The 23,016-nt window shown below is 67.2% G+C and carries 24 protein-coding genes; 20 read left to right on the forward strand and 4 right to left on the reverse strand.

All coding sequences use genetic code 11. The features are described 5' to 3' along the window. Positions 1 to 181 precede the first annotated feature (181 nt). The 6 genes from RAN53_RS08335 (at position 182) to RAN53_RS08360 (ending at position 7,030) form a co-directional block, all read left to right on the forward strand. Positions 182 to 799 carry a TetR/AcrR family transcriptional regulator gene (locus RAN53_RS08335; RefSeq protein ID WP_305796352.1) on the forward strand — a complete coding sequence of 206 codons (618 nt, stop codon included), beginning with the start codon at positions 182 to 184 and terminating at the stop codon, positions 797 to 799. After that, positions 796 to 2,178 (forward strand): efflux RND transporter periplasmic adaptor subunit, encoded by a 1,383-nt coding sequence (locus RAN53_RS08340; protein WP_305796353.1) that lies wholly within the window; start codon positions 796 to 798, stop codon positions 2,176 to 2,178. Before RAN53_RS08335 ends, RAN53_RS08340 begins: the two co-directional genes overlap by 4 nt. Next, entirely contained in the window at positions 2,175 to 5,276 is a 3,102-nt protein-coding gene (locus tag RAN53_RS08345) for an efflux RND transporter permease subunit (RefSeq protein ID WP_305796354.1), read from the forward strand. The genes RAN53_RS08340 and RAN53_RS08345 overlap by 4 nt, the downstream gene beginning before the upstream one ends. Before the next feature lie 131 nt (positions 5,277 to 5,407). Then, positions 5,408 to 5,755 carry a hexameric tyrosine-coordinated heme protein gene (locus RAN53_RS08350; RefSeq protein WP_305796355.1) on the forward strand — a complete coding sequence of 116 codons (348 nt, stop codon included), beginning with the start codon at positions 5,408 to 5,410 and terminating at the stop codon, positions 5,753 to 5,755. A gap of 80 nt (positions 5,756 to 5,835) precedes the next feature. Further along, positions 5,836 to 6,543 (forward strand): succinate dehydrogenase iron-sulfur subunit, encoded by a 708-nt coding sequence (locus RAN53_RS08355; protein ID WP_305796356.1) that lies wholly within the window; start codon positions 5,836 to 5,838, stop codon positions 6,541 to 6,543. 28 nt (positions 6,544 to 6,571) lie between these two features. Further along, complete coding sequence (locus RAN53_RS08360) at positions 6,572 to 7,030, forward strand: 2-hydroxyacyl-CoA dehydratase (RefSeq protein WP_305796357.1); 459 nt, start codon at positions 6,572 to 6,574, stop codon at positions 7,028 to 7,030. A gap of 69 nt (positions 7,031 to 7,099) precedes the next feature. Here RAN53_RS08360 and hmpA read toward each other — a convergent pair whose 3' ends face one another. Continuing rightward, positions 7,100 to 8,269 (reverse strand): NO-inducible flavohemoprotein, encoded by a 1,170-nt coding sequence (gene hmpA / locus RAN53_RS08365; RefSeq protein WP_305796358.1) that lies wholly within the window; start codon positions 8,267 to 8,269, stop codon positions 7,100 to 7,102. A 103-nt stretch (positions 8,270 to 8,372) separates the two neighbouring features. Further along, positions 8,373 to 8,939 carry a YIP1 family protein gene (locus RAN53_RS08370; RefSeq protein WP_305796359.1) on the reverse strand — a complete coding sequence of 189 codons (567 nt, stop codon included), beginning with the start codon at positions 8,937 to 8,939 and terminating at the stop codon, positions 8,373 to 8,375. A gap of 121 nt (positions 8,940 to 9,060) precedes the next feature. Between RAN53_RS08370 and RAN53_RS08375 the strand changes: the two genes are divergently transcribed. Both RAN53_RS08375 and RAN53_RS08380 read left to right on the forward strand, forming a co-directional pair. Further along, the gene (locus RAN53_RS08375; RefSeq protein ID WP_305796360.1) at positions 9,061 to 9,474 is read left to right on the forward strand and encodes a MarR family winged helix-turn-helix transcriptional regulator; all 414 of its coding nucleotides are present in this window, start codon (positions 9,061 to 9,063) and stop codon (positions 9,472 to 9,474) included. A 95-nt stretch (positions 9,475 to 9,569) separates the two neighbouring features. Continuing rightward, a complete protein-coding gene (locus RAN53_RS08380) occupies positions 9,570 to 10,727 on the forward strand; it encodes a cytochrome P450 (protein ID WP_305796361.1) in 1,158 nt (385 codons plus the stop codon). Positions 10,728 to 10,796: 69 nt separating this feature from the next. Here RAN53_RS08380 and RAN53_RS08385 read toward each other — a convergent pair whose 3' ends face one another. Continuing rightward, positions 10,797 to 12,020 (reverse strand): cytochrome D1 domain-containing protein, encoded by a 1,224-nt coding sequence (locus RAN53_RS08385; RefSeq protein WP_305796362.1) that lies wholly within the window; start codon positions 12,018 to 12,020, stop codon positions 10,797 to 10,799. Further along, positions 12,013 to 12,354: a c-type cytochrome gene (locus RAN53_RS08390; RefSeq protein ID WP_305796363.1), complete on the reverse strand. Its 342-nt coding sequence runs from the start codon at positions 12,352 to 12,354 to the stop codon at positions 12,013 to 12,015. Before RAN53_RS08390 ends, RAN53_RS08385 begins: the two co-directional genes overlap by 8 nt. A 358-nt stretch (positions 12,355 to 12,712) precedes the next feature. On the opposite strand from RAN53_RS08390, the gene RAN53_RS08395 reads away from it, so the two are divergent. The 12 genes from RAN53_RS08395 to RAN53_RS08450 all read left to right on the forward strand — a co-directional run bounded on the left by RAN53_RS08395 (position 12,713) and on the right by RAN53_RS08450 (position 22,967). Further along, on the forward strand, positions 12,713 to 14,443 hold the full coding sequence (locus RAN53_RS08395) for a nitrite reductase (protein ID WP_305796364.1): 1,731 nt from the start codon (positions 12,713 to 12,715) through the stop codon (positions 14,441 to 14,443). 57 nt (positions 14,444 to 14,500) lie between these two features. Then, entirely contained in the window at positions 14,501 to 14,995 is a 495-nt protein-coding gene (locus RAN53_RS08400) for an Lrp/AsnC family transcriptional regulator (RefSeq protein ID WP_305796365.1), read from the forward strand. Beyond that, positions 14,992 to 15,534: an AsnC family protein gene (locus RAN53_RS08405; protein ID WP_305796366.1), complete on the forward strand. Its 543-nt coding sequence runs from the start codon at positions 14,992 to 14,994 to the stop codon at positions 15,532 to 15,534. Before RAN53_RS08400 ends, RAN53_RS08405 begins: the two co-directional genes overlap by 4 nt. Then, a complete protein-coding gene (locus tag RAN53_RS08410) occupies positions 15,531 to 15,989 on the forward strand; it encodes an Lrp/AsnC family transcriptional regulator (RefSeq protein WP_305796367.1) in 459 nt (152 codons plus the stop codon). Before RAN53_RS08405 ends, RAN53_RS08410 begins: the two co-directional genes overlap by 4 nt. Next, positions 15,964 to 16,563, forward strand: a complete 600-nt coding sequence (locus RAN53_RS08415) for an Lrp/AsnC family transcriptional regulator (protein ID WP_305796368.1) — start codon at positions 15,964 to 15,966, stop codon at positions 16,561 to 16,563. The genes RAN53_RS08410 and RAN53_RS08415 overlap by 26 nt, the downstream gene beginning before the upstream one ends. Before the next feature lie 51 nt (positions 16,564 to 16,614). Beyond that, entirely contained in the window at positions 16,615 to 17,832 is a 1,218-nt protein-coding gene (gene nirJ / locus RAN53_RS08420; RefSeq protein ID WP_305796369.1) for a heme d1 biosynthesis radical SAM protein NirJ, read from the forward strand. Positions 17,833 to 17,852: 20 nt separating this feature from the next. Beyond that, positions 17,853 to 18,689 carry a uroporphyrinogen-III C-methyltransferase gene (gene cobA / locus RAN53_RS08425; RefSeq protein WP_305796370.1) on the forward strand — a complete coding sequence of 279 codons (837 nt, stop codon included), beginning with the start codon at positions 17,853 to 17,855 and terminating at the stop codon, positions 18,687 to 18,689. 20 nt (positions 18,690 to 18,709) lie between these two features. Continuing rightward, complete coding sequence (locus RAN53_RS08430) at positions 18,710 to 20,272, forward strand: nitrite reductase (protein ID WP_305796371.1); 1,563 nt, start codon at positions 18,710 to 18,712, stop codon at positions 20,270 to 20,272. 96 nt (positions 20,273 to 20,368) lie between these two features. Beyond that, on the forward strand, positions 20,369 to 21,580 hold the full coding sequence (locus tag RAN53_RS08435; RefSeq protein ID WP_305796372.1) for an NnrS family protein: 1,212 nt from the start codon (positions 20,369 to 20,371) through the stop codon (positions 21,578 to 21,580). 21 nt (positions 21,581 to 21,601) lie between these two features. Next, positions 21,602 to 21,988, forward strand: a complete 387-nt coding sequence (locus RAN53_RS08440; protein WP_305796373.1) for a SirB2 family protein — start codon at positions 21,602 to 21,604, stop codon at positions 21,986 to 21,988. Between the two features lie 59 nt (positions 21,989 to 22,047). Further along, positions 22,048 to 22,368, forward strand: coding sequence for a carboxymuconolactone decarboxylase family protein (locus tag RAN53_RS08445; protein WP_305796374.1), 321 nt, complete (start codon positions 22,048 to 22,050; stop codon positions 22,366 to 22,368). 146 nt (positions 22,369 to 22,514) lie between these two features. Next, entirely contained in the window at positions 22,515 to 22,967 is a 453-nt protein-coding gene (locus tag RAN53_RS08450; RefSeq protein ID WP_232911847.1) for a c-type cytochrome, read from the forward strand. The last annotated feature ends 49 nt before the right edge of the window (positions 22,968 to 23,016 follow it).

Below are 23,016 nucleotides of genomic sequence, written 5' to 3' on the forward strand. Positions count from 1 at the left end.
GTTTTCCCATGATATCCATTTGCTTTCAATAAGTTAGGGTTTCTGGGGAGGGCTGTGCCCATGATATTCAGTGACTTTCCCGCATAAATTGATCGTGGTCAGAGGTGTGACAACGAGGCCTGGCAGAGCGGCAGGCGACTGTCTAAGGTAGTAATCAATTACTATCTTTTGAGATTCCAACATGCCCCAACGTCAGCACCTCCCCGCCGACGAGCGCCGTGAGCGCACCGTGGAAACGGTGATCGAGCTGTGCGGCAGTGAAGAGCCCGCCACCCTGACCACCGGGCGCATCGCCCGGCGCATGGGGGTTACCCAGGGAGCGCTGTTTCGCCACTTCCCCAACAAGGAGGCGATCTGGGAGGCCGCGGTGGCCTGGATCGCCGAGCGGGTCATGGCGCGGGTCGCTAGCGCTGCCGAGGGCGTCGAGGACCCCCTGGCGGCACTGGAGGCGATGTTTCTGGCTCATGTGATCTTTATCGGTGAACACCCCGGGGTTCCGCGACTGCTGATGGGCCAGTTGCAGTATCCGCGGCCTACCGCTGCCAGCCGTCTGGTGCGAGGCCTGATGGAGCGCTACCGCGCCCGCCTGCTGGAGCTGCTCGAGAAGGCCAGGCAGCAGGGTCAGTTGCGCCCCGGGCTCGATCTGGATGCTGCGACGGTCCAGTTTATCGGCTGTGTACAGGGACTGGTGTTGCAGTCGCTGATCGCCGATGACGTGGCCGGTATCGTCGACCGGGCACCGGCGGCCTTCGATCTCTATCAATACGGCATTCGCGGTGAGGCGGGAGGTGATACATGAGGTCCTGGGTACGGCGATTGGGAAGGGGGGTGGCGGTGCTGGTCGGCGTCGTCGTGGGGGTGGCGCTGCTGATGTTCTTCGTGGCCAATCGCCAGGCTCCCGAGCGCCAGGAAACGGCGGTATCCGCCACCCCGGTCAGGACCGTCGAGGTCCGTCCCCTGGATTTTCGCCTGGAGGCACGTGGTCACGGCGTGGCGCGTCCCGCCGAGACCTGGCAGGCGGTTGCCAACGTGGCGGGGCGCGTGGTGGAGCGTCATCCTGAGCTTGCGAGCGGTACCCTGCTGTCCGAGGGCACGCTGCTGGTGGCGCTGGACCCTAGCCGCTATGAGCTGGCCATTGCCGAGGCGGAGGCGGAGCTTTCAAGCCTGGACGGCGAACTGTCGCAGATCGAGGCCGAGGAGAAGAACACCGGCCGCCTGCTGGCGCTGGAGCAGCAGGCGCTTGCCCTGGCCGAGCAGGAGCTGTCACGCATCGAGCGTCTGGCGGCCAGCGGCTCGGTCTCCATCTCGCGGCGTGACGAGCAGCGACGCAGCACCGTGGGGCAACGTCGGGCGGTGGCCTCTCTGGAGAACACTCTGGCACTGATGCCCGCGCGGCGCGAGGTGCTCCAGGCCCAGCGTGAACGGGCCGAGGTGCGCCTGGCCCAGGCCCGGAAGGACCTGTCGGATACCCGCTTCGAGGCGCCCTATGACCTGCGCCTGAACGACGTCGAGGTGGAGCTGCACCAGTTCGTGGGCAGCGGGCAGCGACTGTTCCAGGCCGAGAGCCTGGCCGCCGCCGAGGTGGAGGCGCATATTCCCATCGGCATGATGCGTCGTCTGCTGGGGGCGGTTCTGCCCGAAGAACCCTTCGGCCAGGGTCTGGATCTGGGCGAACGGCTGGATTTCTCGGCGGTTGATGCCGAGCTGCTTCTGGTCGGTGCCGAGGGCGTTGGCTGGTCGGGTGAACTGGTGCGAGTGGCCAGCGGGCTGGACCCGGCCACGCGAACGGTGCGTGCCGTGGTGCGGGTCGATCACCCCTACCGAGGTGCCCGGCCGCCGGATCGCCCACCGCTGCAGCGTGACATGTACGTAAGGGTGCGGCTTACCGCGTCGAGCCCTGAACCACGGTTGGCGATACCGGCCGGTGCGGTGCATCAGGGCGAAGTGTGGCTGGTGGATGCCGATCAACGTCTCGAGCGGCGGGTGGTGAGCGTGGCCTTCGAGCAGGGGGATCTGGCGGTGATTTCAGCCGGCCTCGCCCCCGGCGAGAGTGTGGTGGTCGATGACCTGTCCACGGCAATTGCCGGGATGGCCGTCGCCGGGCAGCGTGACCGGAACCTGGAGGCGCAAATTGCCGGCCAGGCGCTGGGCGAAGAACATGAGGAAGCGCAGCCATGATCCGCTGGTTTGCCGCTCACCCCACCGCCGCCAATCTGCTGCTGGTGCTGCTGCTCGCCGCCGGACTCTTTGCGGCCCCAACGCTCAAGCGCGAGACATTCCCCGATTATCGCCCGGTGGAGGTGAGCGTCGAGGTGGTCTACCGCGGAGCCAGCGCGGCCGACGTGGAGGATGCCGTGTGCCGGCGCCTGCATGAGGCGGTCAAGGGGGTGGAGTACCTCGACGAGTTTGTCTGCGTGGCCCAGGACAATCTGGCCAGTGCCACCGCCACCATGCAGGCCGGCGGCGATTCCCTGCGTTTTCTCAGCGAGATCGACACCGAGGTCGCTGCCATCAGCGAGTTTCCGGCCCGGGCAGACCCGCCGGTGGTGCGCGAACTGCATCGCAGCGACCTGGTGGCGGCAGTCGCGGTCTCTTCCGATATGCCTACCTCGCAGCTCGAGGAGTACGCCTTGCGCCTGGAGGAGCGCATCATGGCCCTGCCCGGTGTGGCCAAGGTGGCGATTCACGGCATGTCTCAGCGCCAGTGGCAAGTGGAGGTGCCCGGCGAGGTGCTCGGCCAGCACGGCCTCTCGGCCCGCGAGCTGGCGCGGCGCATCTCGGCCCAGAGCCTCGACCTGCCGCTGGGCACCCTGGAGACCCCCGGGCGCGATATCCTGCTGCGCTTTACCGACCAGCGCCGCTCGCTTGCCGAGCTTGCGCGCCTGGTGGTGGTCTCCGACCCGGCCGGCGGTGAGCTGACGCTGGGCGATATCGCCACCCTCAGCGAAACCGGTGAGCGCGATGAGGAGAAGATTGTCTTCAACGGCGAGCCGTCGCTGGTGCTGGAAGTAAGCAAGAGCCTGCGCGATGACGCCCTGACGGTAAAGGAGGAGCTTGAAGCGCTGATCGAAGCGGAGCGTCGCCGCTTCGAGGGTGGCGTAACGCTGACCCTGACCCAGGACATGACCGGCATCGTCCGCGACCGTCTGCAGATGCTGGTGGCCAACGGCCTGATGGGGCTTGCGCTGGTGGTGCTGGTGATGAGCCTGTTCTTTCGGCCACGCCTGGCACTGTGGGCGGTGCTGGGGTTGCCCGCCGCCTTCATGGGCGCCTTCCTGGTGATGGGACTCAGCGGGCTCACCCTGAACATGATCACCCTGGTGGGACTGCTGATGGCCATCGGCATCGTCATGGACGACGCCATCGTCATCACCGACAGCATCGCCGCCCACGCGGGGGAGAGTGCCTCGCCGCTGGCAGCGGTGGTATCCGGGACCCGTCAGGTGCTGCCCGGGGTGCTGTCGTCGTTTCTGACCACCGCCTCGGTCTTCGTGCCGCTCTCCTTCCTGGCCGGCGAGATGGGCGCGGTGCTCGAGGTCCTGCCGGTGGTGTTGATCGCCGCCCTGGGGGCGAGCCTGGTCGAGGCGTTCTGGATCCTGCCTCATCATCTCAAGGGGAGCGTGACGCATCTGCAGCAGGGCCATGATTCCCGGTTTCGCAGCGCCTTCGATCGTGGCTTCGAGCACTTCCGCGAGGGCGTGGGAAGGCTGGCCGACCGGGCGATCCGCTTCCGCCATGGGGTGCTCGGCGCGATGCTCGCCGTGATGCTGGGGTCGGTCGGTTTCATGGCCGGTGGCCACCTTGGCAGCGAGGCGATGCCCGATATCGACGGCGACGTGCTGGAGGCGCGCATCCTGATGCCCCAGGGCACGCCGCTCGAGCGCACCGAGGCGGTGGCCGGGCGGGTGGCATCGGCCATGAGTGAGCTCGATGTCCGCTATTCGCCCGAACAGCCCGACGGCGCGACGCTGGTCGAGGCGATGCAGGTGCGCTTCAACCATAACCTCAGCGCGCGTGAGGCAGGGCCCCATGTGGCCACGGTCAGCGTCGACCTGCTCACCGCCGAGAGGCGTACCCTGACCCTGGATGCCTTGACTGCCGCCTGGCGCGAAGCGATCGGCGAAATTGCGGGTGTGCAGCGCCTGATCATCCAGGAGCCGGGCTTCGGCCCCGCCGGGGTGCCGATAGAGGTGCGCCTGAGCGGCGAGGATCTCGATGCCATGAAGGCGGCGGCGCTGGAGCTGACCGAACGCCTGGAGGGCTACTCGGCGGTCTATAACGTCATGGATGATCAGCGACTGGGCAAGCCCCAGCGCGCCTACGCCATGGCGCCTGGGGCCCATGGGCTCGGGCTGACCGCCGAGGAGGTGGCCGGCCAGCTGCGTGCGGCACTGCTCGGCGAGATTGCCGATACCCAGCGTATCGGCGAGCAGGAGATAGAGGTGCTGGTGCGCCAGGCCGAGGCCGACCGCGATGGCCTCGATGATCTGGCCGACCAGACCCTGCTGCTGCCCGACGGCAGCCGGGTGCCACTCTCGGTGGTCACCGACGTGGCCGAGCGCCGCGAGTGGGCGCGCATCACCCGCATCGATGGTCGGCGCACGGCCACCGTGGAGGCCAACGTCGATGCCCGCCGGGCCAGCGCCCAGGCCATCGTCGACGACCTGGTGGATGGTGGCTGGCTGGCCGACTTCGAGGCGCGCCACCCCGAGGTAGCCGTCACCTTCGAGGGGCAGGTGGCCAGCTCCGCGGAGACCGGCGGCTCCATCGCGCGTGGCCTGTTGATCGGTCTGGTGGGAATCTTCGTGATCCTCTCCTTCCAGTTCCGCAGCTATATGGAGCCGCTGATTGTCATGCTCTCCATTCCGCTGGCCTTTATCGGGGCCATCTGGGGACACGTGCTGATGGGCTACTACCTCTCCATGCCCTCGCTGATCGGTGCCGCCTCGCTGGCCGGTATCGTGGTCAACAATGCCATCCTGCTGATCCACTTCATCAAGACGCACCGCGAGCGCGGCCTGGACGCGGTGGCGGCCGCCGGTCAGGCCAGCCGCGACCGGCTGCGTGCCATCCTGATCTCCTCCACGACCACCATCGCCGGCCTGGCGCCGCTGCTGGCCGAGACCAGCACCCAGGCCGATGCCATCAAGCCACTGGTGATCGCCGTGGTGTTCGGCCTGCTCAGCGCGACCCTGCTGGTGCTGCTGGTGATCCCGGCGCTCTACGTGCTGTTCGATGACTGGGGCTGGAGCCGCGAACCTCCCGCGGATGCTTAGCGACGTGGAACGGGGCCCGCCGGCCCCACCTTGACGGGGCCGGCCCCTTGGCTAACCTTGAATATGTATCTTTAATGCATTTTAGTGACGGGTCCGGGAGGCTCGTTCTTCTTGAGAAGTCGGAGGCCATCATGTCGACTCATCGTTCTGTGTTTCTCTCGTCAGGCAAGGTTGCAAGTGCGCTGATGCTGACTGTCCCGCTGTTGCTGGGTAGTGCCGCCATGGCCGATGACCATGAAGCGATGGATTCCACTGTTTCCTGGCTGCCGAGCCTGATCACTGAAACGCCCCAGGAGGGGTTTGCGCTGGCGGTGACGCTCTCACAGAAAGGAGTGGCGACCACCCAGCCGGACGCCGCGGTGCGCAAGGCGCAGCGCCCCGAATATGCGGAGGATGCCGACAGCCTTATCGCGGCGTCTCACGTCATCGCGACTCACTTCCAGACCGTCGCTGCGGCCAATGACTACTGGCGAGAGTGAGTCGGACGACGCGGCAGGCAGGTCGTGCCTGCAGGGCGGCATGATCCACGCAGAAGGGCAATCAGGAGCGGAGGTCGGTCATGATCAAGGTAAGGCTCTATCGCTACCATCCCGAGGAGGATGACCTGCCGCGGATGGAACGCCTGGAAGTCGAGGAGCGTTTCCGCAAGACCATGGTGCTCGACGTGCTCGAGCACCTGAAGCAGCGTGATGCCACTCTGGCCTATCGGCGCTCCTGTCGGGAAGGCGTATGCGGCTCCGATGGCATGAACATCAATGGCAAGAATGGCCTGGCCTGTATCACGCCGGTAGAGGAGGTACTAGACCGAGACGGCACCCTGACCCTGCGGCCGCTGCCGGGCATGCCGGTGATTCGAGACCTGGTGGTCGACCAGACGCTGTTCTTTCGCCAGTTCGAGAAGATCCGACCCTGGCTGATCAGCGATGCCCCGCCCACCGCCCGCGAGCGGCTGCAGAGCCCCGATGAGCGCGAGAAGCTCGACGGCCTCTATGAGTGCATCCTCTGCGCCTGCTGCAGTTCGGCCTGCCCTTCCTGGTGGTGGAACCCGGACAAGTACATCGGCCCGGCTGGCCTGATTCAGGCCTACCGCTTCCTGATCGACAGCCGTGATACCGCCACCGATGAGCGCCTGGCCGCGCTCGACGACCCCTTCAGCGTCTTTCGCTGCCGGCAGATCGCCAACTGCACCTGGGTGTGTCCCAAGGGGCTCAATCCGATGCGCGCCATCGGTCATATCAAGGCGATGCTGCTGACGCGTGGCAGCTGACAACCCATCTATCTACGGGAGCCTGGTCATGGCTTTTCGACAGGTGCAGGACCTGCTGGAGTGGATCCACGACTTCCATCGGCAACTGGGTGCCCAGTACACACGCCTGGCCGAGACGGCCCCGGATGAACGCATAAAAATGGCGCTGGTATTTCTGGCTGATCGTGAGAATCGCTTGCGTGATGGCATGGCAGCCTATCTGGAGGATGCCGACGACGGCCTCCTGACCACTTGGCTTATCGATAGCCAGGAGTTCGGGCACCCAAGCGTGCTGGGGCGCATCCCGCCTTGTCTCGGTTGCCATGATGTTCAGGATGTATTGGCCAACGTGATGACAGCGCACCAGACGCTGAAGGATATGTATCGGTTGCGCAGTGAGCTGGCGTCGATTCCCGAGGAGGCCGAGCTTTTTCGCCAGCTGGCCGAGCAGCAGGAGGCCGAGGCCAGACTGCAGACCCGAGACCTTGCACGCCTCGATATATACTGATTCTGCTTCTTTCTGATAACGACGCCCCGGCCAGACCGGGGCGTCTCTGTTATGGGGGTGGGGCCGGCTTCAGGCGGCGTCGAGCGGGCGGGACGGCCCGAAATGCTCGTAGTGGCGACGCTCGTCGGGCACGCCCAGCTCGGCCAGCGCTCGGTCCATGGCGGTCATGAAGCCCTGGGGGCCCACGAAGTAGCAGCGGGCATCCTCGGGCAGCAGGCTGGCGAGCAGCTCGCGGTCGATTCGGCCGGTATGGTCGGCCTCATCGCCGCGCTCGTGCACGCTCACCGCACGGAGCCGCTGAGGGTGCTCAGCGGCCAGGGCCGCTACCTCGTCACGGAAGGCGTGGTGCTCGGCATCCAGGGCGGCATGCAGATAGACCACTCGTCGCCCCTCGGCCAGGGCATGGCGGGCCATGGGGAGCATCGGCGTCTGGCCGACGCCACCGCTGGCCAGCAGCAGGGGCTCGTCACCGTCTTCCAGGGTCAGGTCGCCGGCCGGCGGCAGCAGCGCCAGGGTGTCGCCGACGCTCATGGCGTCGTGCAGGTGACGGCTGGCTCGGCCCTGGGGCTCGCGCTTGACCGAGATCCGGTAGCTCCGGCCGTTGGGCAGGGCCGACAGGCTGTAGTGCCGATAGACCGGCTCGCCATCGATGGTGAGCTTGACGCCGATGAACTGGCCGGGCTCATGGTCGGCGACCGGGCCGTCGTCCACCGGCTCGAGCACGAAGGAGCGGATCACCGCACTCTCCTGGTGCGTCGCCGCGACCCGGAACTCGCGGGGGCCACCCCAGCCGCCGGGTATGCTCTCGAACTCGCGGTAGCGGTGCGCCTCCAGCTCGATGAGCAGCCCGGCCAGCTCCTCGTAGACGCCCTCCCAGGCGGCGGCGATCTCCGGCGTCACGGCGTCGCCCAGCACCTCGCCGATGGCGGCCATCAGGCATTCGCCAACGAGGGGGTAGTGCTCTGGGCGGATGTCCAGGGAGACATGCTTGCCGACCACCGTGGCCAGGGTCTCGCGCACCTTCTCGCGATCGTGGCGCAACTGCACATAGGCCAGCACGGCGCCGGCCAGTGCCCGCGGCTGGCCGCCGTCAGCCTGGTGTGCCTGGTTGAACAGCGGCTTTACCTGCGGATAGCGCTCGAACAGCAGCGGGTAGAAGCGCTGGGTGATGGCGTCGAGGTGTTCGGCCACTACCGGGGCGGTGGCGGCGATCAGCTGTTCCTGTTCCTGGGTCAGCATCGAGGGGCTCCGAGTCGGGGATGTTTATAAAGTGCATGTAAATTACATGTTCATCCCCGTCGATGCCAGCCCCGCGACGCTGCACCGCATCAAGGGTCGCGGCTCAATAGGCCCAGACGATGGCCATCAACAGGCCCCAGGCCAGTACCCCGGCCGCCATAATGGTGTAGGCCGCCGACATGGTGGTGACGTCGTTTTCGCTGCGTTCGCACAGCGCCTGGAGGCCGTGGTAGACCAGGCTGCATGAGATGCCCAGGGCCACCAGTACCGCCAGGCTGTTGAGCAGCAGGCTGGGGATCAGCAGCACGATCGCCGAGGACCACAGCGGCAGTGGTGCCAGCGCGGCCAGCAGGTAGGCGTCGTGATAGTCGATCGACAGTTCGCGAGTGCCATTGACGACGGCATGAATCAGCCAGCCCATCACGAAGAAGGTGAGCAACTCGGCCAGGAACAGGATGGTGGTGATGAAGCGCCACTCCCGGTCGGCGAAGCCCATGACGAAGCCGTCACCGTAGTGAGTGCCGGCATAGTAGAGCAGCACCGGCGGCAGCAGCGACATGGGCAGCACCAGGCCCCAGGCAAGCACCGGGATCGAAGGCTTGCGTTGCTGCAGGCTCTTCCAGCCCGCCTGGCGGGTAAAGGGCAGTCGGATCACGGTCAGCGGGTTCATTGCGGCATCCTCGTCGGTGGGGAAGTATCATTCTATGATATTGTTGCTTAACGTTTAGGCAGCAACCCACCTACTGTCAAGCGGCGGAGATAGTGTCCATGTACATGCCGGGTACTCTTCCATGAGCGATGACGCCCTGACCAAGCAGGACTTTCAGCGCCTTTCTCACTTTCGCTACCAGCTGCGCTGCTTCCTGCGGCAGAGCGAGGATATCTGTCGCGAGCACGGCCTGACGCCGCTGCAGTACCAGCTGCTGCTTCATCTGCTGGGGTTCGAGAGGCGGGAGTGGGCGTCCATCGGCGAGCTGGCCGAGCGGCTCCAGGCCAAGCACCACGGCACGGTGGCGCTGGTCGATCGCTGTGAGCAGCTGGGCCTGGTGGAGCGCCGCGCGAGCCGTGGCGACCGCCGGCGTATCGAGGTGCACCTGCTGGACCGTGGCGCCGAGCTGGCCCGGCGCATTGCCGAGCTGCACCAGCCGGAGCTTCGCCACCTGCAGGAAGAGTTCTGCCTTCCCGGCTGGCCCGAATTCCACTAGGCCAGTCAGGGGCCGCTGACTTGCGTCAATGCAGCCTTCGAGGGCGCATGCTCTCATGGCGACAAAGACTCTCTTATTTTCTTTCAGGAGATGACATGAGCGATACGCGCCAGCAGGACTGGGACCCGCGCGCCGAGAATGTGCTGAACGACCAGATCAGCGCCTATGACGAGATGCGCCACCGTTGCCCGGTGGCCTTCAGCGACTATCTGCAGTGGTCGCTGTTTCGCCATGCCGACGTGATGCGCGTGCTCGAGGACCACGAGACCTTCAGCAACGTGGCCAGCCGCCACCTGTCGGTGCCCAACGCCATGGATCCGCCCGAGCATACCCGCTTCCGGCGGATCATCGAGCCCTATTTCGGCCCCGAGGCCATGGCCGAGTTCGCCCCCCGGTGCCGCGCCATCGCCGAAGGGGTCGTGGCTCGGCTGCCCGCCGACGGTGAGATGGAGGCGATGGCCGAGATGGGCCAGGATTTCGCCCTGGAGATCCAGTGCGCCTTCATGGGCTGGCCCACCGCACTTCACGAGCCACTGCGTGCCTGGGTGAAGCGTCAGCAGGCCGCCACTCTGGCCCAGGACCGAGAGGCGCTGGGCGAGCTGGCGCTGGAATTCGATGGCGTGATCCGTGAGCAACTGGCCAGCCGCCGCGCGGCCGGCGATGACGCCCCCGATGACGTCACCACTCGCATCATGAACGAGACCGTCGAGGGGCGCGCGCTCGCCGACGAAGAGATCGTCAGCATCCTGCGCAACTGGACGGTGGGTGAACTCGGCACCATCTCGGCGAGCATCGGTATCCTGATGCGCTATCTGGCGGCCGATCCGGAACTCCAGGGGCGACTGCGCGCCGAGCGGAAGCTGCTGCCGGCGGCCATCGACGAGGTCCTGCGTCTCGATGCCCCGCTGATGTCCAACCGGCGCATCGCTACCTGCCCGGTGGAGATCGGTGGCCGTCGACTCGAGGCGGGTGAGCGTCTGACGATCCTGTGGGGCTCGGTCAACCGCGACGAGGCGGTGTTCGGTGACCCCGATGAGGTGCGCCTGGATCGCGACCCGCAGGACAACCTGCTGTATGGCGCCGGTGTCCACGTCTGCCCCGGGGCGCCGCTGGCGCGCATGGAGCTCAAGGACTTCATGGACGCGCTGCTCGACGCCACCGTCGACATCACCCTGCTGCCGGGCCGCCCCGCGGTTCGCGCCCTCTACCCCGCCGGCGGCTACTCCGAGGTGCCGTTGCACGTGCGGCGCTAGTCGCAGGCCAGGCCATGATGAAGGAAGGCGCCCCGCGGGGCGCCTTCCTTGCTTCCGGTGGCCGGGTCATCAGAGCCCGATACGGTGCGCTCGGTCGGTAAAGAAGATGCCGCTGGGCGACTCGCTGTCGAGACGCGTGATCTCTTCCAGGGTACGGGTGTCGTAGACCACTACCCGATCACTGTCCCGGGCCGAGACCCAGGCCTGCTCCCCCTTGGGGGTGAACTCCATGTGCAGAACCGCCTCGCCGGGCGTGAGGGTGGCGACGACCTCGCGGGATTCGGTATCGATCACCTGCACCACGTCGTTGTCGGGGTGGGCGAAGTTCACCCAGATCTGACGCTCGTCCGGGCGCCGCATCACGAAGATCGGCTGGCCATGGACCGGGATGCGGTCGACCAGTGACCAGTCGTCGCTGTCGGCGACCAGCACCTCGTGGCGGCCCACCGCCGGCAGCCAGGCCTCGTCGCCGGCCAGGGTCCAGCCCTCCAGGTGGGGCATCTTGTAGACCGGCAGGCGCTCCTCCCCGCGGCCGTAGTCGGGGAGGATGCGCCGCACGCCTGCCTCCGGGTGCCACAGGTCGAGCAGCGCCAGTCCATCCTCGCCGAACAGCCCGGCGATGTAGTAGCGCCCGTTGGGGCCGATCAGGGCATCGTAGGGCTGCTTGCCGATATCGGTGAATCGCGTCACCTCGGGGGTGTCGCCGCGCATCTCGATCAGGTGAATCTCGCCGGCCTCGAACAGGCTGTAGACGAAGCGGTTACCGGGGGCGTCCACCAGGCCCACCACCTTGGAGCGCTGCGCCTCGCCTTTCTCGTCGACCCAGGTGGCAGGGATGTCCGCCACCTCCTCCAGGGTCTCGCTGTCGAAGAGCTTCACGCCGCCCGGCTCGTAGTTGGCCACCGCCACCAGGGCGCCGTCCTGGGAGACGGCGCCGCCGATGCTGTTGCCGGACTGCATCACCCGGTGAGTGATCTCGCCGGTGAGCAGGTCAACCCGGCTCAGGCCGCCATCGCGACCGAACACGAAGGCGTAGCGGGCGTCGCGGGAGAACTTAATCGAGGCGTGGGAGAGATCCCCCAGCCCCTCCACCCGGTCGAGGATGCGGCGTTCGCTGGTGTCCACCACCGCCAGGCTGCCGGTGGCGCGCTCCACCACCACGCCGAGGTCACCGGTGCCGCGCAGCTCGGCGGTCGGAGTCGCCTGACAGCCGGCCAGCAGGGCGAGTAGCGAGACGGCGGCGAGGGGTTTGCGAAGTGCTGGGGGCATCATGGGCATGACGTCGTCACTCATCCAGGGGGTTGTCGTTCTGCAGGTGGTCGGCGAGCCACAGGGCCTCCTGTTCGGTGAGCAGGCCCTCCCAGCCGGGCATGGCGGTGCCCTTGACGCCGTGGAGGATCAGCGCGGCCAGGCCGCCTTGGCTGTAGGCGTTCATGCGTGACCGGGGCAGTTCAGGCCCCAGGCCGCCGCGCAGGGTCATGCCGTGGCAGGAGCCGCAGTCCTGATAGAGCAGCGTCTCGAGCTCGGCCTCGCGTTCGGCGGAGAGTGGCGCCTCGGCCTGGGCGGCGAGCGGCAGCACCCAGGCCATGGCCAGCAGCGAGAGGCGTAGGGTGAGGGGCGGCAACATGGCGACTCCTGAGGTAAGCGTTGGGGAGAGTGTCCCTGCCCGGGCGTCGGCGCGTATTGATTGGCGTCAACGAAAGTCTCCTATGCCTGTGCTTATCAGCAAAGCCCGGAGGGCTCAATTTCCCTTTGTGGGTAGCCGTTCCGTGCTTTGATACAGGTCAATGTCTCCCCGGATAGCCGGCCTGAGAGCATTAAAGGAGCATGAATTATGCGCGTTATTGGGCCACTCTCTGCGCAGGAAGGTCATCGGCCCAGCGATGCCGGCTGGCCTCCGGCGAAGTGCACCATTGAGAAGTACAACAATGACTCGCCCATGTCCTGGCGACAGCGCACTCAAGGATCATGACAGAGGTGGAACGATGATGAAGAAAGACTGGTACCTCAAGCCCCTGGCCGTGGCGGTCACCACCGTCGCGCTGGGCCTCACCGCGGCTCACGCCCAGGATGGCAAGAAGGATCTCGACGAGACCCAGGCCGCCTATCAGGGCACCGAGTCTGCGGTGGATCCGGGCTCGGCGAAGGTGGTTCGCACCCCCGGCGCGCCGGACCTGACCGACGCGGAGTTCGAGCAGGCCAAGGAGATCTACTTCCAGCGCTGCGCCGGCTGTCACGGCGTGCTGCGCAAGGGCGCCACCGGCAAGCCATTGACCACCGATATCACCCAGGAACGTGGTATCGAGTACCTCAAGGCGTTCATCCACTACGGCTCTCCGGCCGGCATGCCCAACTGGGGCACCTCGGGCGACCTGACCGAGGATGAAGTGGAGATGATGGCCAAGTACATCATGCACGAGCCGCCGCAGCCTCCTGAATTCGGCATGGCCGACATGAAGGATACCTGGGAGGTGCGGGTCGCCCCCGAGGATCGCCCCACCGAGAAGATGAACGACCTGGACATCGAGAACCTGTTCTCGGTCACCCTGCGTGACGCCGGCCAGATCGCCCTGATCGACGGTGCCTCCAAGGAGATCGTCAAGGTCCTCGACACCGGCTATGCCGTGCACATCTCACGCATGTCCGCCTCCGGCCGCTACCTCTTCGTCATCGGTCGCGACGCCAAGATCGACATGATCGACCTGTGGATGGAAGACCCGAGCATCGTCGCCACCATCAAGATCGGCATGGAGGCACGCTCCGTCGAGACCTCCAAGTTCGAAGGCTACGAGGACGACCTGGCCATCGCCGGCGCCTACTGGCCGCCCCAGTACGTGATCATGGACGGCCAGACCCTGGAGCCGAAGAAGATCGTGGCGACCCGCGGCATGACCGTCGGCGAGCAGGAGTACCACCCGGAGCCCCGCGTGGCGGCCATCGTGGCCTCCCACCAGCACCCGGAGTTCATCGTCAACATCAAGGAGACCGGCAAGGTCCGTCTGGTGAACTACGAGAACCTGGACGCGCTCTCCACCGTCGAGATCGACACCTCGCGCTTCCTGCACGACGGCGGCTGGGACGCCTCGGGCCGCTACTTCCTCACCGCGGCCAACGAGTCCAACCAGATCGTGGTCATCGACGCCCAGGAGCGTGAGCTCGAGGCCATCGTCGACGTGGGCAAGATCCCGCACCCGGGCCGCGGCGCCAACTTCGTCGACCCCGAGCATGGACCGGTGTGGGCCACCAGCCACCTGGGCGATGCCACCATCCAGCTGATCGGCACCGACCCGGAAGGGCATCCGGACAGCGCCTGGCAGGTGGTGCGTACCCTGGAAGGTCAGGGCGGCGGCTCGCTGTTCATCAAGACCCACCCGGAGTCCGATAACCTCTACGTCGACACCGCGCTCAACCCCAACGAGGCGATCAGCCAGAGCGTGGCGGTCTACGACATCAACGACCTGGAGGCGGGCTATGAGGTGCTGCCGATCGCCGAGTGGGCCGACGTGGGCGAAGGACCCAAGCGCGTGGTGCAGCCGGAGTACAACCAGGCCGGCGACGAGGTGTGGTTCTCCGTCTGGAACACCATGGATGACACCTCCGCCATCGTGGTGGTCGACGACGAGACCCGCGAGCTGAAGCACGTGATCAAGGACGAGCGGCTGGTCACCCCGACCGGCAAGTTCAACGTGATCAACACCCAGAAAGACATCTACTGATCGGGACCCGGCGGCGGGCGCACGCCCGCCGCCACCCGCCGCAAGTGAGCTGTGCCGATGCATTGCCAAGCCCCGATTCACCAAGCCCTCGATGCGCTGGACCGTCGCCTGATCGACAGCTACCAGCGCGGCCTGCCGGTCTGCAACCGCCCCTTCCACACAGTGGCCGAGCGCCTGGGCACCAGTGAGGCCGAGGTGATCTCACGTCTCGAGCGCCTGCAGGAAATGGGCGTGCTGAGCCGGGTGGGGCCGGTGTTCGACCATGCCCGGGCCGGCGCCAGCCTGCTCGCCGCCGTGGCCGTGCCCGAGGCCGAGCGCGATGCCTTCGCAGAGCTCATCAACGCCGCTCCCGGCGTCAACCACAACTATGCCCGCGAACACGACTTCAACCTGTGGTTCGTGATGACCGCACCGGACGAGCCCGAGCTCGAGGCGCGGCTCGACGCCCTGGAGGCACGCCTGGGCGTGCCGATCCTGCGCCTGCCGATGCTCGAGGGCTACCATATCGACTTGTCGTTCCCCATTCCCTGGGCCGAGCTGGAGCGCGCATGAAGACCACCGACGACCTGGAGTTCGCCGCCACCGGCGCCGCCCGCCATGCGCCCTCGGCCGAGGCCGAGCGCCGCCTGCGCGGCCTGCTCGAACAGGGGCTGCCGCTTGTCCCGCGTCCCTGGCGCACCCTGGCCGAACAGGCCGGCATGGCCGAGGACCAAGTGATGGCCTGCGTACACCGCTGGCAGGCCGACGGCATGATCAAGCGCCTGGGACTGGTGGTGAAGCACCGTCGCCTGGGCATCCAGGCCAACGCCATGGTGGTATGGAACGTGCCCGACGAGCGGGTCGCCGAGGTGGGCCGACGCCTGGCCCACGAGACCGCCGTGACACTCTGCTACCGTCGCCCCCGGCGGCTGCCCGACTGGCCCTACAACCTGTTCTGCATGATCCACGGCGCCCGCCGCGAGCGGGTCGAGGCGGAACTTGCCGCCATCGTCGAGCGCCTGGGCCTGGGTGACCTGGAGCACCGCGTGCTGTTCAGCACCCATGCCTATCGTCAGTGCGGTGGCCGCTACGTGCGCGAGGGGGCGGCATGACCCTCGATGACCTGGACGCCGTCGATCGTCGCCTGATCAACCGCCTGCAGGATGGCCTGCCGCTGGTGGCACGCCCCTTCGCGGCGGTGGCCGAGGGGCTGGATATCGCCGAGGGTGACCTGCTCTACCGCCTGGAGCGGCTGCGCGAGGGCGGGGTGCTCAGCCGTTTCGGCCCCATGTACCACGCCGAGCGCCTGGGCGGCGGCCTGACCCTGGCCGCGCTTGCGGTGCCCGAGTCCGACTATGATGAGATTGTCGCGACGGTCAATGCCTTCCCCGAGGTGGCCCACAACTATCGTCGCGAGCACGAGCTCAACATGTGGTTCGTGCTGGCCACCGAGACGCCGCAGGGTATCGCCGAGACCATCGCCGGGATCGAGGCGGCCACCGGCCTGCCGGTCTACAACATGCCCAAGGAGGAGGAGTTCCATGTCCGTCTCCACCTGCCCGTCTAGGCCGGCGCCGCGCCGCGAAGCCGTCGAGGCTGCAGTCCCGACGCCGGATGCCGGGGGACTCGATGCCGCCGATCGTGCCATCGTGCTGGCCACCCAGGCCGGCCTGCCGCTGGTGCCTGACCCCTGGGGCGCGGTGGGCCGCGAGGTGGGCATGAGCGGTGCCGAGGTGCTCGAGCGCATGCAGGCCATGCAGGAAAGCGGGGTGATCCGCCGGGTCGCCGCGGTGCCCAACCACTACCGGCTCGGCTACGTGGCCAACGGCATGACGGTATGGGACGTCGACGACGCCCAGATCGACCGCCTGGGCCGCGAGGTGGCCGCCATCGAGGGCGTCAGCCACTGCTATCGTCGCCCGCGCCACCTGCCGCACTGGCCCTACAACCTGTTCGCCATGCTGCATGGCCGCAACCGCGAGGAGGTCGAGCGCCAGGCCGCGGTGCTGCGCCAGCGCCTGGGCGAGGCGTGTCGTGATCACCGCATCCTCTACAGTACGCGCATCCTCAAGAAGACCGGGCTGCGCCTGGCCGGCAGCCGGCCGAGCACTGCGCCCACGGACACCCAACGTCGGGGCTGAGTCGCGCCCGCCGCGGCGGCTCAGCACAGCAAATCCCAGCAGGAGAACGCCATGTTCCGCGTCACCCGCTATATCAAGACATTGATGGAGCCGGGTCCCATCCCCCCGGCACGCAAGCCGCCCGGGCCGGTGGTGATCTGGAACCTGATCCGTCGCTGCAACCTGACCTGCAAGCACTGCTACACCACCTCGGCGGATATCGACTTCGCCGGTGAGCTCTCCAACGCCGAGGCCCACGCGGTGCTCGACGACCTCGCCGCCTTCCGGGTGCCGGCGCTGATCCTCTCCGGGGGCGAGCCGCTGATGCGGCCCGATATCTTCGAGCTGTCGCGCCGCTCCCGGGAGCTGGGGATCTACACCGGGCTCTCCACCAACGGGACCCTGATCACCGAGGAGAATATCGACGAGATAGCCGACGTGGGCTACGACTACGTGGGCATCAGCATCGATGGCCTCGAGGAGACCCACGACGTCATCCGCCAGCGGAAGGGGGCCTTCCGCGAGTCCATGCATGCGGTAAAGCTGTGCAAGGAGCGCGGCATCAAGGTCGGCCTGCGCTTCACCCTGACCCGCGAGAACTACGAGCAGCTCGGCGATATCCTGGCCCTGCTCGACGAGCATGACGTCGACAAGTTCTACCTCTCGCACCTCAACTACGGTGGCCGTGGCCGGCGCCACAGCAAGCAGGACGCCTGGTACCGCATGACCCGCGACGCCATGACCCGGCTGTTCGACCACTGCCGCGACGAACTCGAGCGCGGCGTGGAGCGCGAGTACGTCACCGGCAACAACGACGCCGATGGCCCCTTCCTGCTGATGTGGGCCCGGGAGCACTTCCCCGAGCAGGCCGAGGCCCTGGAGCAGCGCCTGCGCAACTGGGGCGGCAACGCCTCCGGCGAGCATATCGCCAATATCGACAACCTGGGCCATGTGCACCCGGACACCTTCTGGTGGGACCACGACCTGGGCAGCGTGCGCGAGCGGCCGTTCTCCGCGATCTGGCGCGACACCCAGGACCCGCTGATGGTCGGCTTCCGCCAGCGCCCGCGTCCCCTCAAGGGGCGCTGCGCCGAGTGCCGTTACCTGTCGATCTGCAACGGCAATACCCGGGTGCGTGCCTGGAAGGTCAGTGGGGATCCCTGGGAAGAGGATCCCGGCTGCTACCTGACCAACGCCGAGATCGGCGTCGCCGAGGGGGGCGAGCGTCGGGTGGCGGCACCCTATTCCTCCCCACCCCATGAGGCCATCCAGGCCGTCGAGATCAGCTGAGGCTAGCGAGGAGTACCGCCATGCCGTCACACCGCGTTTCCTATGATCTGGCCGAGGCGCCGCTGGCGTCCGGCGAAGTGGCCATCATCGGCGCCGGCCCCGGCGATCCCGGCCTGCTGACCCTGCGCGCCCTGTCGCTGATCGAGCAGGCCGACTGCCTGGTCTATGACCGGCTGGTCTCCCGCGAGGTGCTGGCCCTGGCCAGTCCCCGGGCGCGGCGCTTCTACGTGGGCAAGGCCTCGCGCTGCCACGCCCTGACCCAGGACGAGACCAACGCCCTGCTGGTGCGCCTGGCCCGGGAGGGTCGCCGCGTGGTGCGCCTCAAGGGCGGCGACCCCTATATCTTCGGGCGCGGCGGCGAGGAGGCCGAGGTGCTGATCGAGCACGGCGTGGGCTTTCGCGTGGTGCCGGGTATCACCTCCGCCCAGGGCTGTGCCGCCTACGGTGGCTTCCCGCTGACCCATCGTGACTACGCCCAGAGCGTCACCTTCGTCACCGGCCACTGCAAGGGCGATGGTGACCTGGCCCTGAACTGGGCCGCGCTGGCCGCCCCGCACCAGACCACGGTGTTCTACATGGGCCTGGCCAATGCCGAGCGGATCCGCCGCGAGCTGCAGCGCCACGGCCTGCCGGCCGAGCACCCGGTGGCCCTGGTGGAGCGGGGCACCACCCCCGAGCAGCGCCGGGTCATTACCTGCCTGGGCGAGCTGGTCGAGACCATCGCCAGGGAAGGGCTGCGTCCGCCCACCCTGATCGTGGTGGGTGAGGTGGTGCGCCTGGCCGATACCCTGGCCCAGCCCGCGCCGGAGGAGGCCTCCTTCATCGAGGGTGCCGCCCTGGAGCGGATTGCCCTGTGACAGTTCATGGAAGACTCGCAATGACCCCGCGACTCCTGCCGCTGCTGACTGCCGCCATGCTGCTGCTGCCCGCGGCCGTCTTGGCCGAGGGTGACGCGGATACCGAGGCGCTCTACCAGGCCCAGTGCGCCTCCTGCCATGGCGAGGAGCGCCTGGGGGGCATCGGCCCTGCGCTGCTGCCGGGCAACCTCTCACGGCTCAAGCCTGCCGCCGCCGAGGCGGTGATCCGCGACGGGCGAGCGGCCAGCCAGATGCCGGGCTTCGGCGAGCAGCTCGATGACGATCAGGTCACCTCGCTGGCCGAGTGGATCTACCGCGAGCCCGAGGTGGAGCCCCGCTGGGGGCGCGACGAGATCCTGGCCAGCCAGCTGGTGCACCATCCCGATGGTAGCCTGCCCGACGCGCCACGCTTCGACGCCGATCCGCTCAACCTGTTCATCGTGGTGGAGACCGGTGACCACCACGCCACCCTGCTCGACGGCGATAGCTTCGAGCCGATTCATCGCTTCGCCACCCGCTATGCCCTGCACGGCGGGCCCAAGTACACCCCGGATGGACGCTACGTGTTCTTCGGCTCCCGGGACGGCTGGGTGACCAAGTACGACATTTACAACATGCAGGTGGTGGCCGAGGTGCGCGCCGGTATCAACATGCGCAATATTGCCGTCTCCGGGGATGGCCGCTACGTGATGGCCGCCAACTACCTGCCCCACAGCCTGGTGCTCTTCGATGCCCACAACCTCGACCTGATGAAGGTCTATCCGGCGGTGGGCGAGGACGGCGAGAGCTCGCGGGTCAGCGCCGTCTACGCCGCCCCGCCGCGGGGCAGCTTCATCGCCGCGCTGAAGGATATCGAGGAGGTGTGGGAGATCCCCTGGCCGCTGCCCACCGAGCCGGTGGTTTCCACCGGCCATATGGCCACCCCGCTCGAACCGCGGCGCGGCCATGACACGCCCAACTTCCGGGTGCGGCGCATCCCGGTGCCGGACTACCTCGATGACTTCTTCTTCGACCTCGACTACGACCACGTCATCGGCGCCTCCCGGGGCGGAGAGGGCGGCATGGTGGTCAACCTGGACAGCGGCGAGAAGGTCGCCGACCTGCCCCTGGAGGGCATGCCCCACCTGGGCTCCGGCATCACCTGGGAGTATCAGGGCCGCCGCGTGATGGCGACGCCCCACCTCACCCGGGCGGCGGTGTCGATCATCGACATGAGCGACTGGACGGTGATCAAGACGCTTGCGACCGACGGCCCCGGCTTCTTCATGCGCAGCCATGCCAACTCGCCCTATGTCTGGGCGGACGTCTTCTTCGGCCCCAATCGCGACCGGGTCCACGTCATCGACAAGCAGAGCCTCGAGATCGTCGAGACGCTGATTCCCGAGCCCGGCAAGACCGCCGCCCACGTGGAGTTCGACCGCTACGGCGAGAAGCTGCTGCTCAGCCTGTGGGAAGAGGATGGCGCGGTGATCGTCTATGACGCCGAGACCCTCGAGGAGGAGAAGCGCATCCCGATGAGCAAGCCCTCCGGCAAGTACAACGTCTGGAACAAGACGCGCTACGAAGAGGGCACCAGCCACTGAGGCGTCATAAGAAGTATTCTTGATACCTGTCATGGAAGTCGCGAGCCCGCAGGCGCACAATGGCACCATCCAAGCGTCTCATACGGGTATCGCGACATGTCCTCCTCCCGCACCAGCCTGACCGCCTTCGCACCGACCCAGCTAGCGGTGGCGCGCCTGGCCTTCCGTCCCTTCTTCCTGCTCGCCGCGCTGTTCAGCATCCTCTCCCTGGTGGTGTGGTTCGCCTTCTGGCACGGCGATATCCTGCTGCGCCCCCAGGGTGGGCTGATGTTCTGGCACCAGCACGAGATGCTGTTCGGTTTTGCCGTTGCCGTGGTGGCGGGCTTCCTGCTCACCGCGGTGCAGAACTGGACCGGGCTGCCCAGCCTCAAGGGCGGGCCGCTGCTGGGGCTGGTCGCCCTGTGGCTGGCGGCGCGTGTGCTGATGGCCTTTCCCATGGGGCTGCCAGGCTGGCTGGTGGCGGCGGTGGATCTCGCCTTCCTGCCGGTGGTGGCGGCGGTGATGGCGAGCCTGGTGATCCGTGCGCGGCGTTGGCGCAACCTGATCTTCCTGCCGGCCCTGGGGCTGCTGACCCTGGCCAACCTGCTGATGCACCTGGGAGTGCTCTCCGGCGAGGCGGAGCTGATTCGCCCTGCCGCACACCTGGCGGTGCTGCTGATCACCCTGCTGATGGTGGTGGTGGGTGGTCGGGTGATCGCCATGTTCACCGCCAATCGCCTGGGGCTGACCCGCAAGCCGCCGATTCCGGTACTCGAGAAGCTGAGCCTGGGCAGCGTGATGGCGGTGGTGCTGGGCCAGCTGCTCATCGCCCTGGGCGTGCCGTTGCCTGCTGCGCTGCTGGCGGGCCTGATGCTGCTGGCGGCGCTGGCCAACGCCGTGCGCCTGTCGCGCTGGGGCGGCCAGCACAGCTGGCGCGAGCCGCTGCTGTGGGGGCTGCACCTGAGCTATGCCTTCATCCCGGTGGGCCTGGTCATGTGGGCCCTGGCGCTGCTCGCCGGCAGCCGCGCCGACGCCGCGCTGCACGCCCTGACCATCGGTGGCATGGGCACCATGATGCTGTCGATGATGGCGCGAGTCTCGCTGGGCCATACCGCACGCCCCATCCGTTGCCTGCCCGGCATCGGCGTGGCCCTCGCGCTGATGGTGGCCGCTGCGCTCTTGCGCTCGCCGGTGCTGGTGCTGTTCCCGCAGATCACCCACTGGACCTACAACCTGGGGATCATCTTCTGGTGCCTGGCCTATGGCGTCTTCCTGTTCCACTATACGGCGCCGTTGCTGTCGGCCCGCCCCGATGGCAAGGATGGATAACCACCTACCCGGAGCGACTCGATGGAACACTATTTCCTGATCAAGCACCTGCATATCACCGCCGCCACCCTGAGCATCCTGTTCTTCGTGCTGCGCGCCGTCTGGTCGGTGCGCGAGGCGCCGGTGCTGCAGGCCCGCTGGGTCAGGATCGCCCCCCACGTCATCGATACCCTGCTGCTGACCCTGGGCGTGGTGCTGATGGTGATGCTCTCGCTGTGGCCCCATCAGCATCCCTGGCTGGCCGCCAAACTGATCGCCCTGGTGGTCTACATCGGCCTGGGCACGCTGGCCATCAAGCGCGGTCGAAGCCCGGCGGGGCGTGGCGTGGCCGGCGTGGCGGCGGTGCTGGTGTTCCTGTACATGCTGGGGGCGGCCATCACCAAGAGCGCGCTCTCCTGGCTGGCGTGACGCGGCCCCGATCGAGTGGCCTATACTGACGCCACATTCATCCGCAGAAGGAACTTGGCATGTCGAAACAGGATCTTCCCGCCGGCGCCGGCCAGGTGGCCGAGCACTACCCCGAGGTGTGGGACGCCTATGCCGAGCTAGGCAAGGCCTGTGCCGAGAGCGGCCCGCTGGACGCGCGAACCCGCCGCCTGGTGAAGCTGGCCCTGGCCGTGGGGGCTCGCTCCGAGGGTGCCGTCCACTCCCACGCCCGCCGCGCCCTGGAGGAGGGGGAGTCCGCGGAAGCCCTCAAGCAGGTGGCCATGCTCTCCATCCCCACCCTGGGCCTGCCCCGCGGCGTCGCGGCGTTGACCTGGATCGAGGACATCACCGAGAGTCGTTGATCCGCACTATTTGACCAGCGTCAAAGCCTTGAACCACTCTCTTCTGGTAGGCTTAACATGCATCAGCAATGCATATTAAGAAATCGCCAGGCGTAACCCGTGGATTCCGCGATGCGCCTGCCAGACGAGCAAGGGGGGAAAGATTCATGGCCGACGGTCTCACCAAGTCGGCGGCCCGCAATATCTTCTATGGCGGGTCGCTGTTCTTCTTTCTGCTGTTTGCCGCCCTGACGGCACACAGCCACTGGTACATGGTCAACACGTCCACCGACAAGGAGGGGCTCACCGAGTCTGTCGTGGAAGGCAAGCACATCTGGGAAAAGAACATGTGCATCAACTGCCACAGCATCATGGGTGAGGGTGCCTATTTCGCGCCGGAGCTGGGTAACGTCTGGGAGCGCTACGGGGGCCACCAGAACCCCGAGGCGGCGCGTGCCGGCCTGGCCGCGTGGATCCGCGCCCAGCCGCTGGGCACCCAGGGCCGCCGCCAGATGCCGGCCTACGACTTCAGCGACGAGGAGATGAGCGCGCTGATCGACTTCCTCGAGTGGACCGACGGCATCGACGACCAGGACTGGCCGCCGACCCCCGCCGGTTGAGCCGCCTGCCACTTTCTCTAAGACCCGGCTCTAAGACCCGGCGGATGAA

The sequence above is a fragment of the Halomonas sp. SSL-5 genome (assembly GCF_030708455.1).
Taxonomy (GTDB): Bacteria; Pseudomonadota; Gammaproteobacteria; order Pseudomonadales; family Halomonadaceae; genus Halomonas.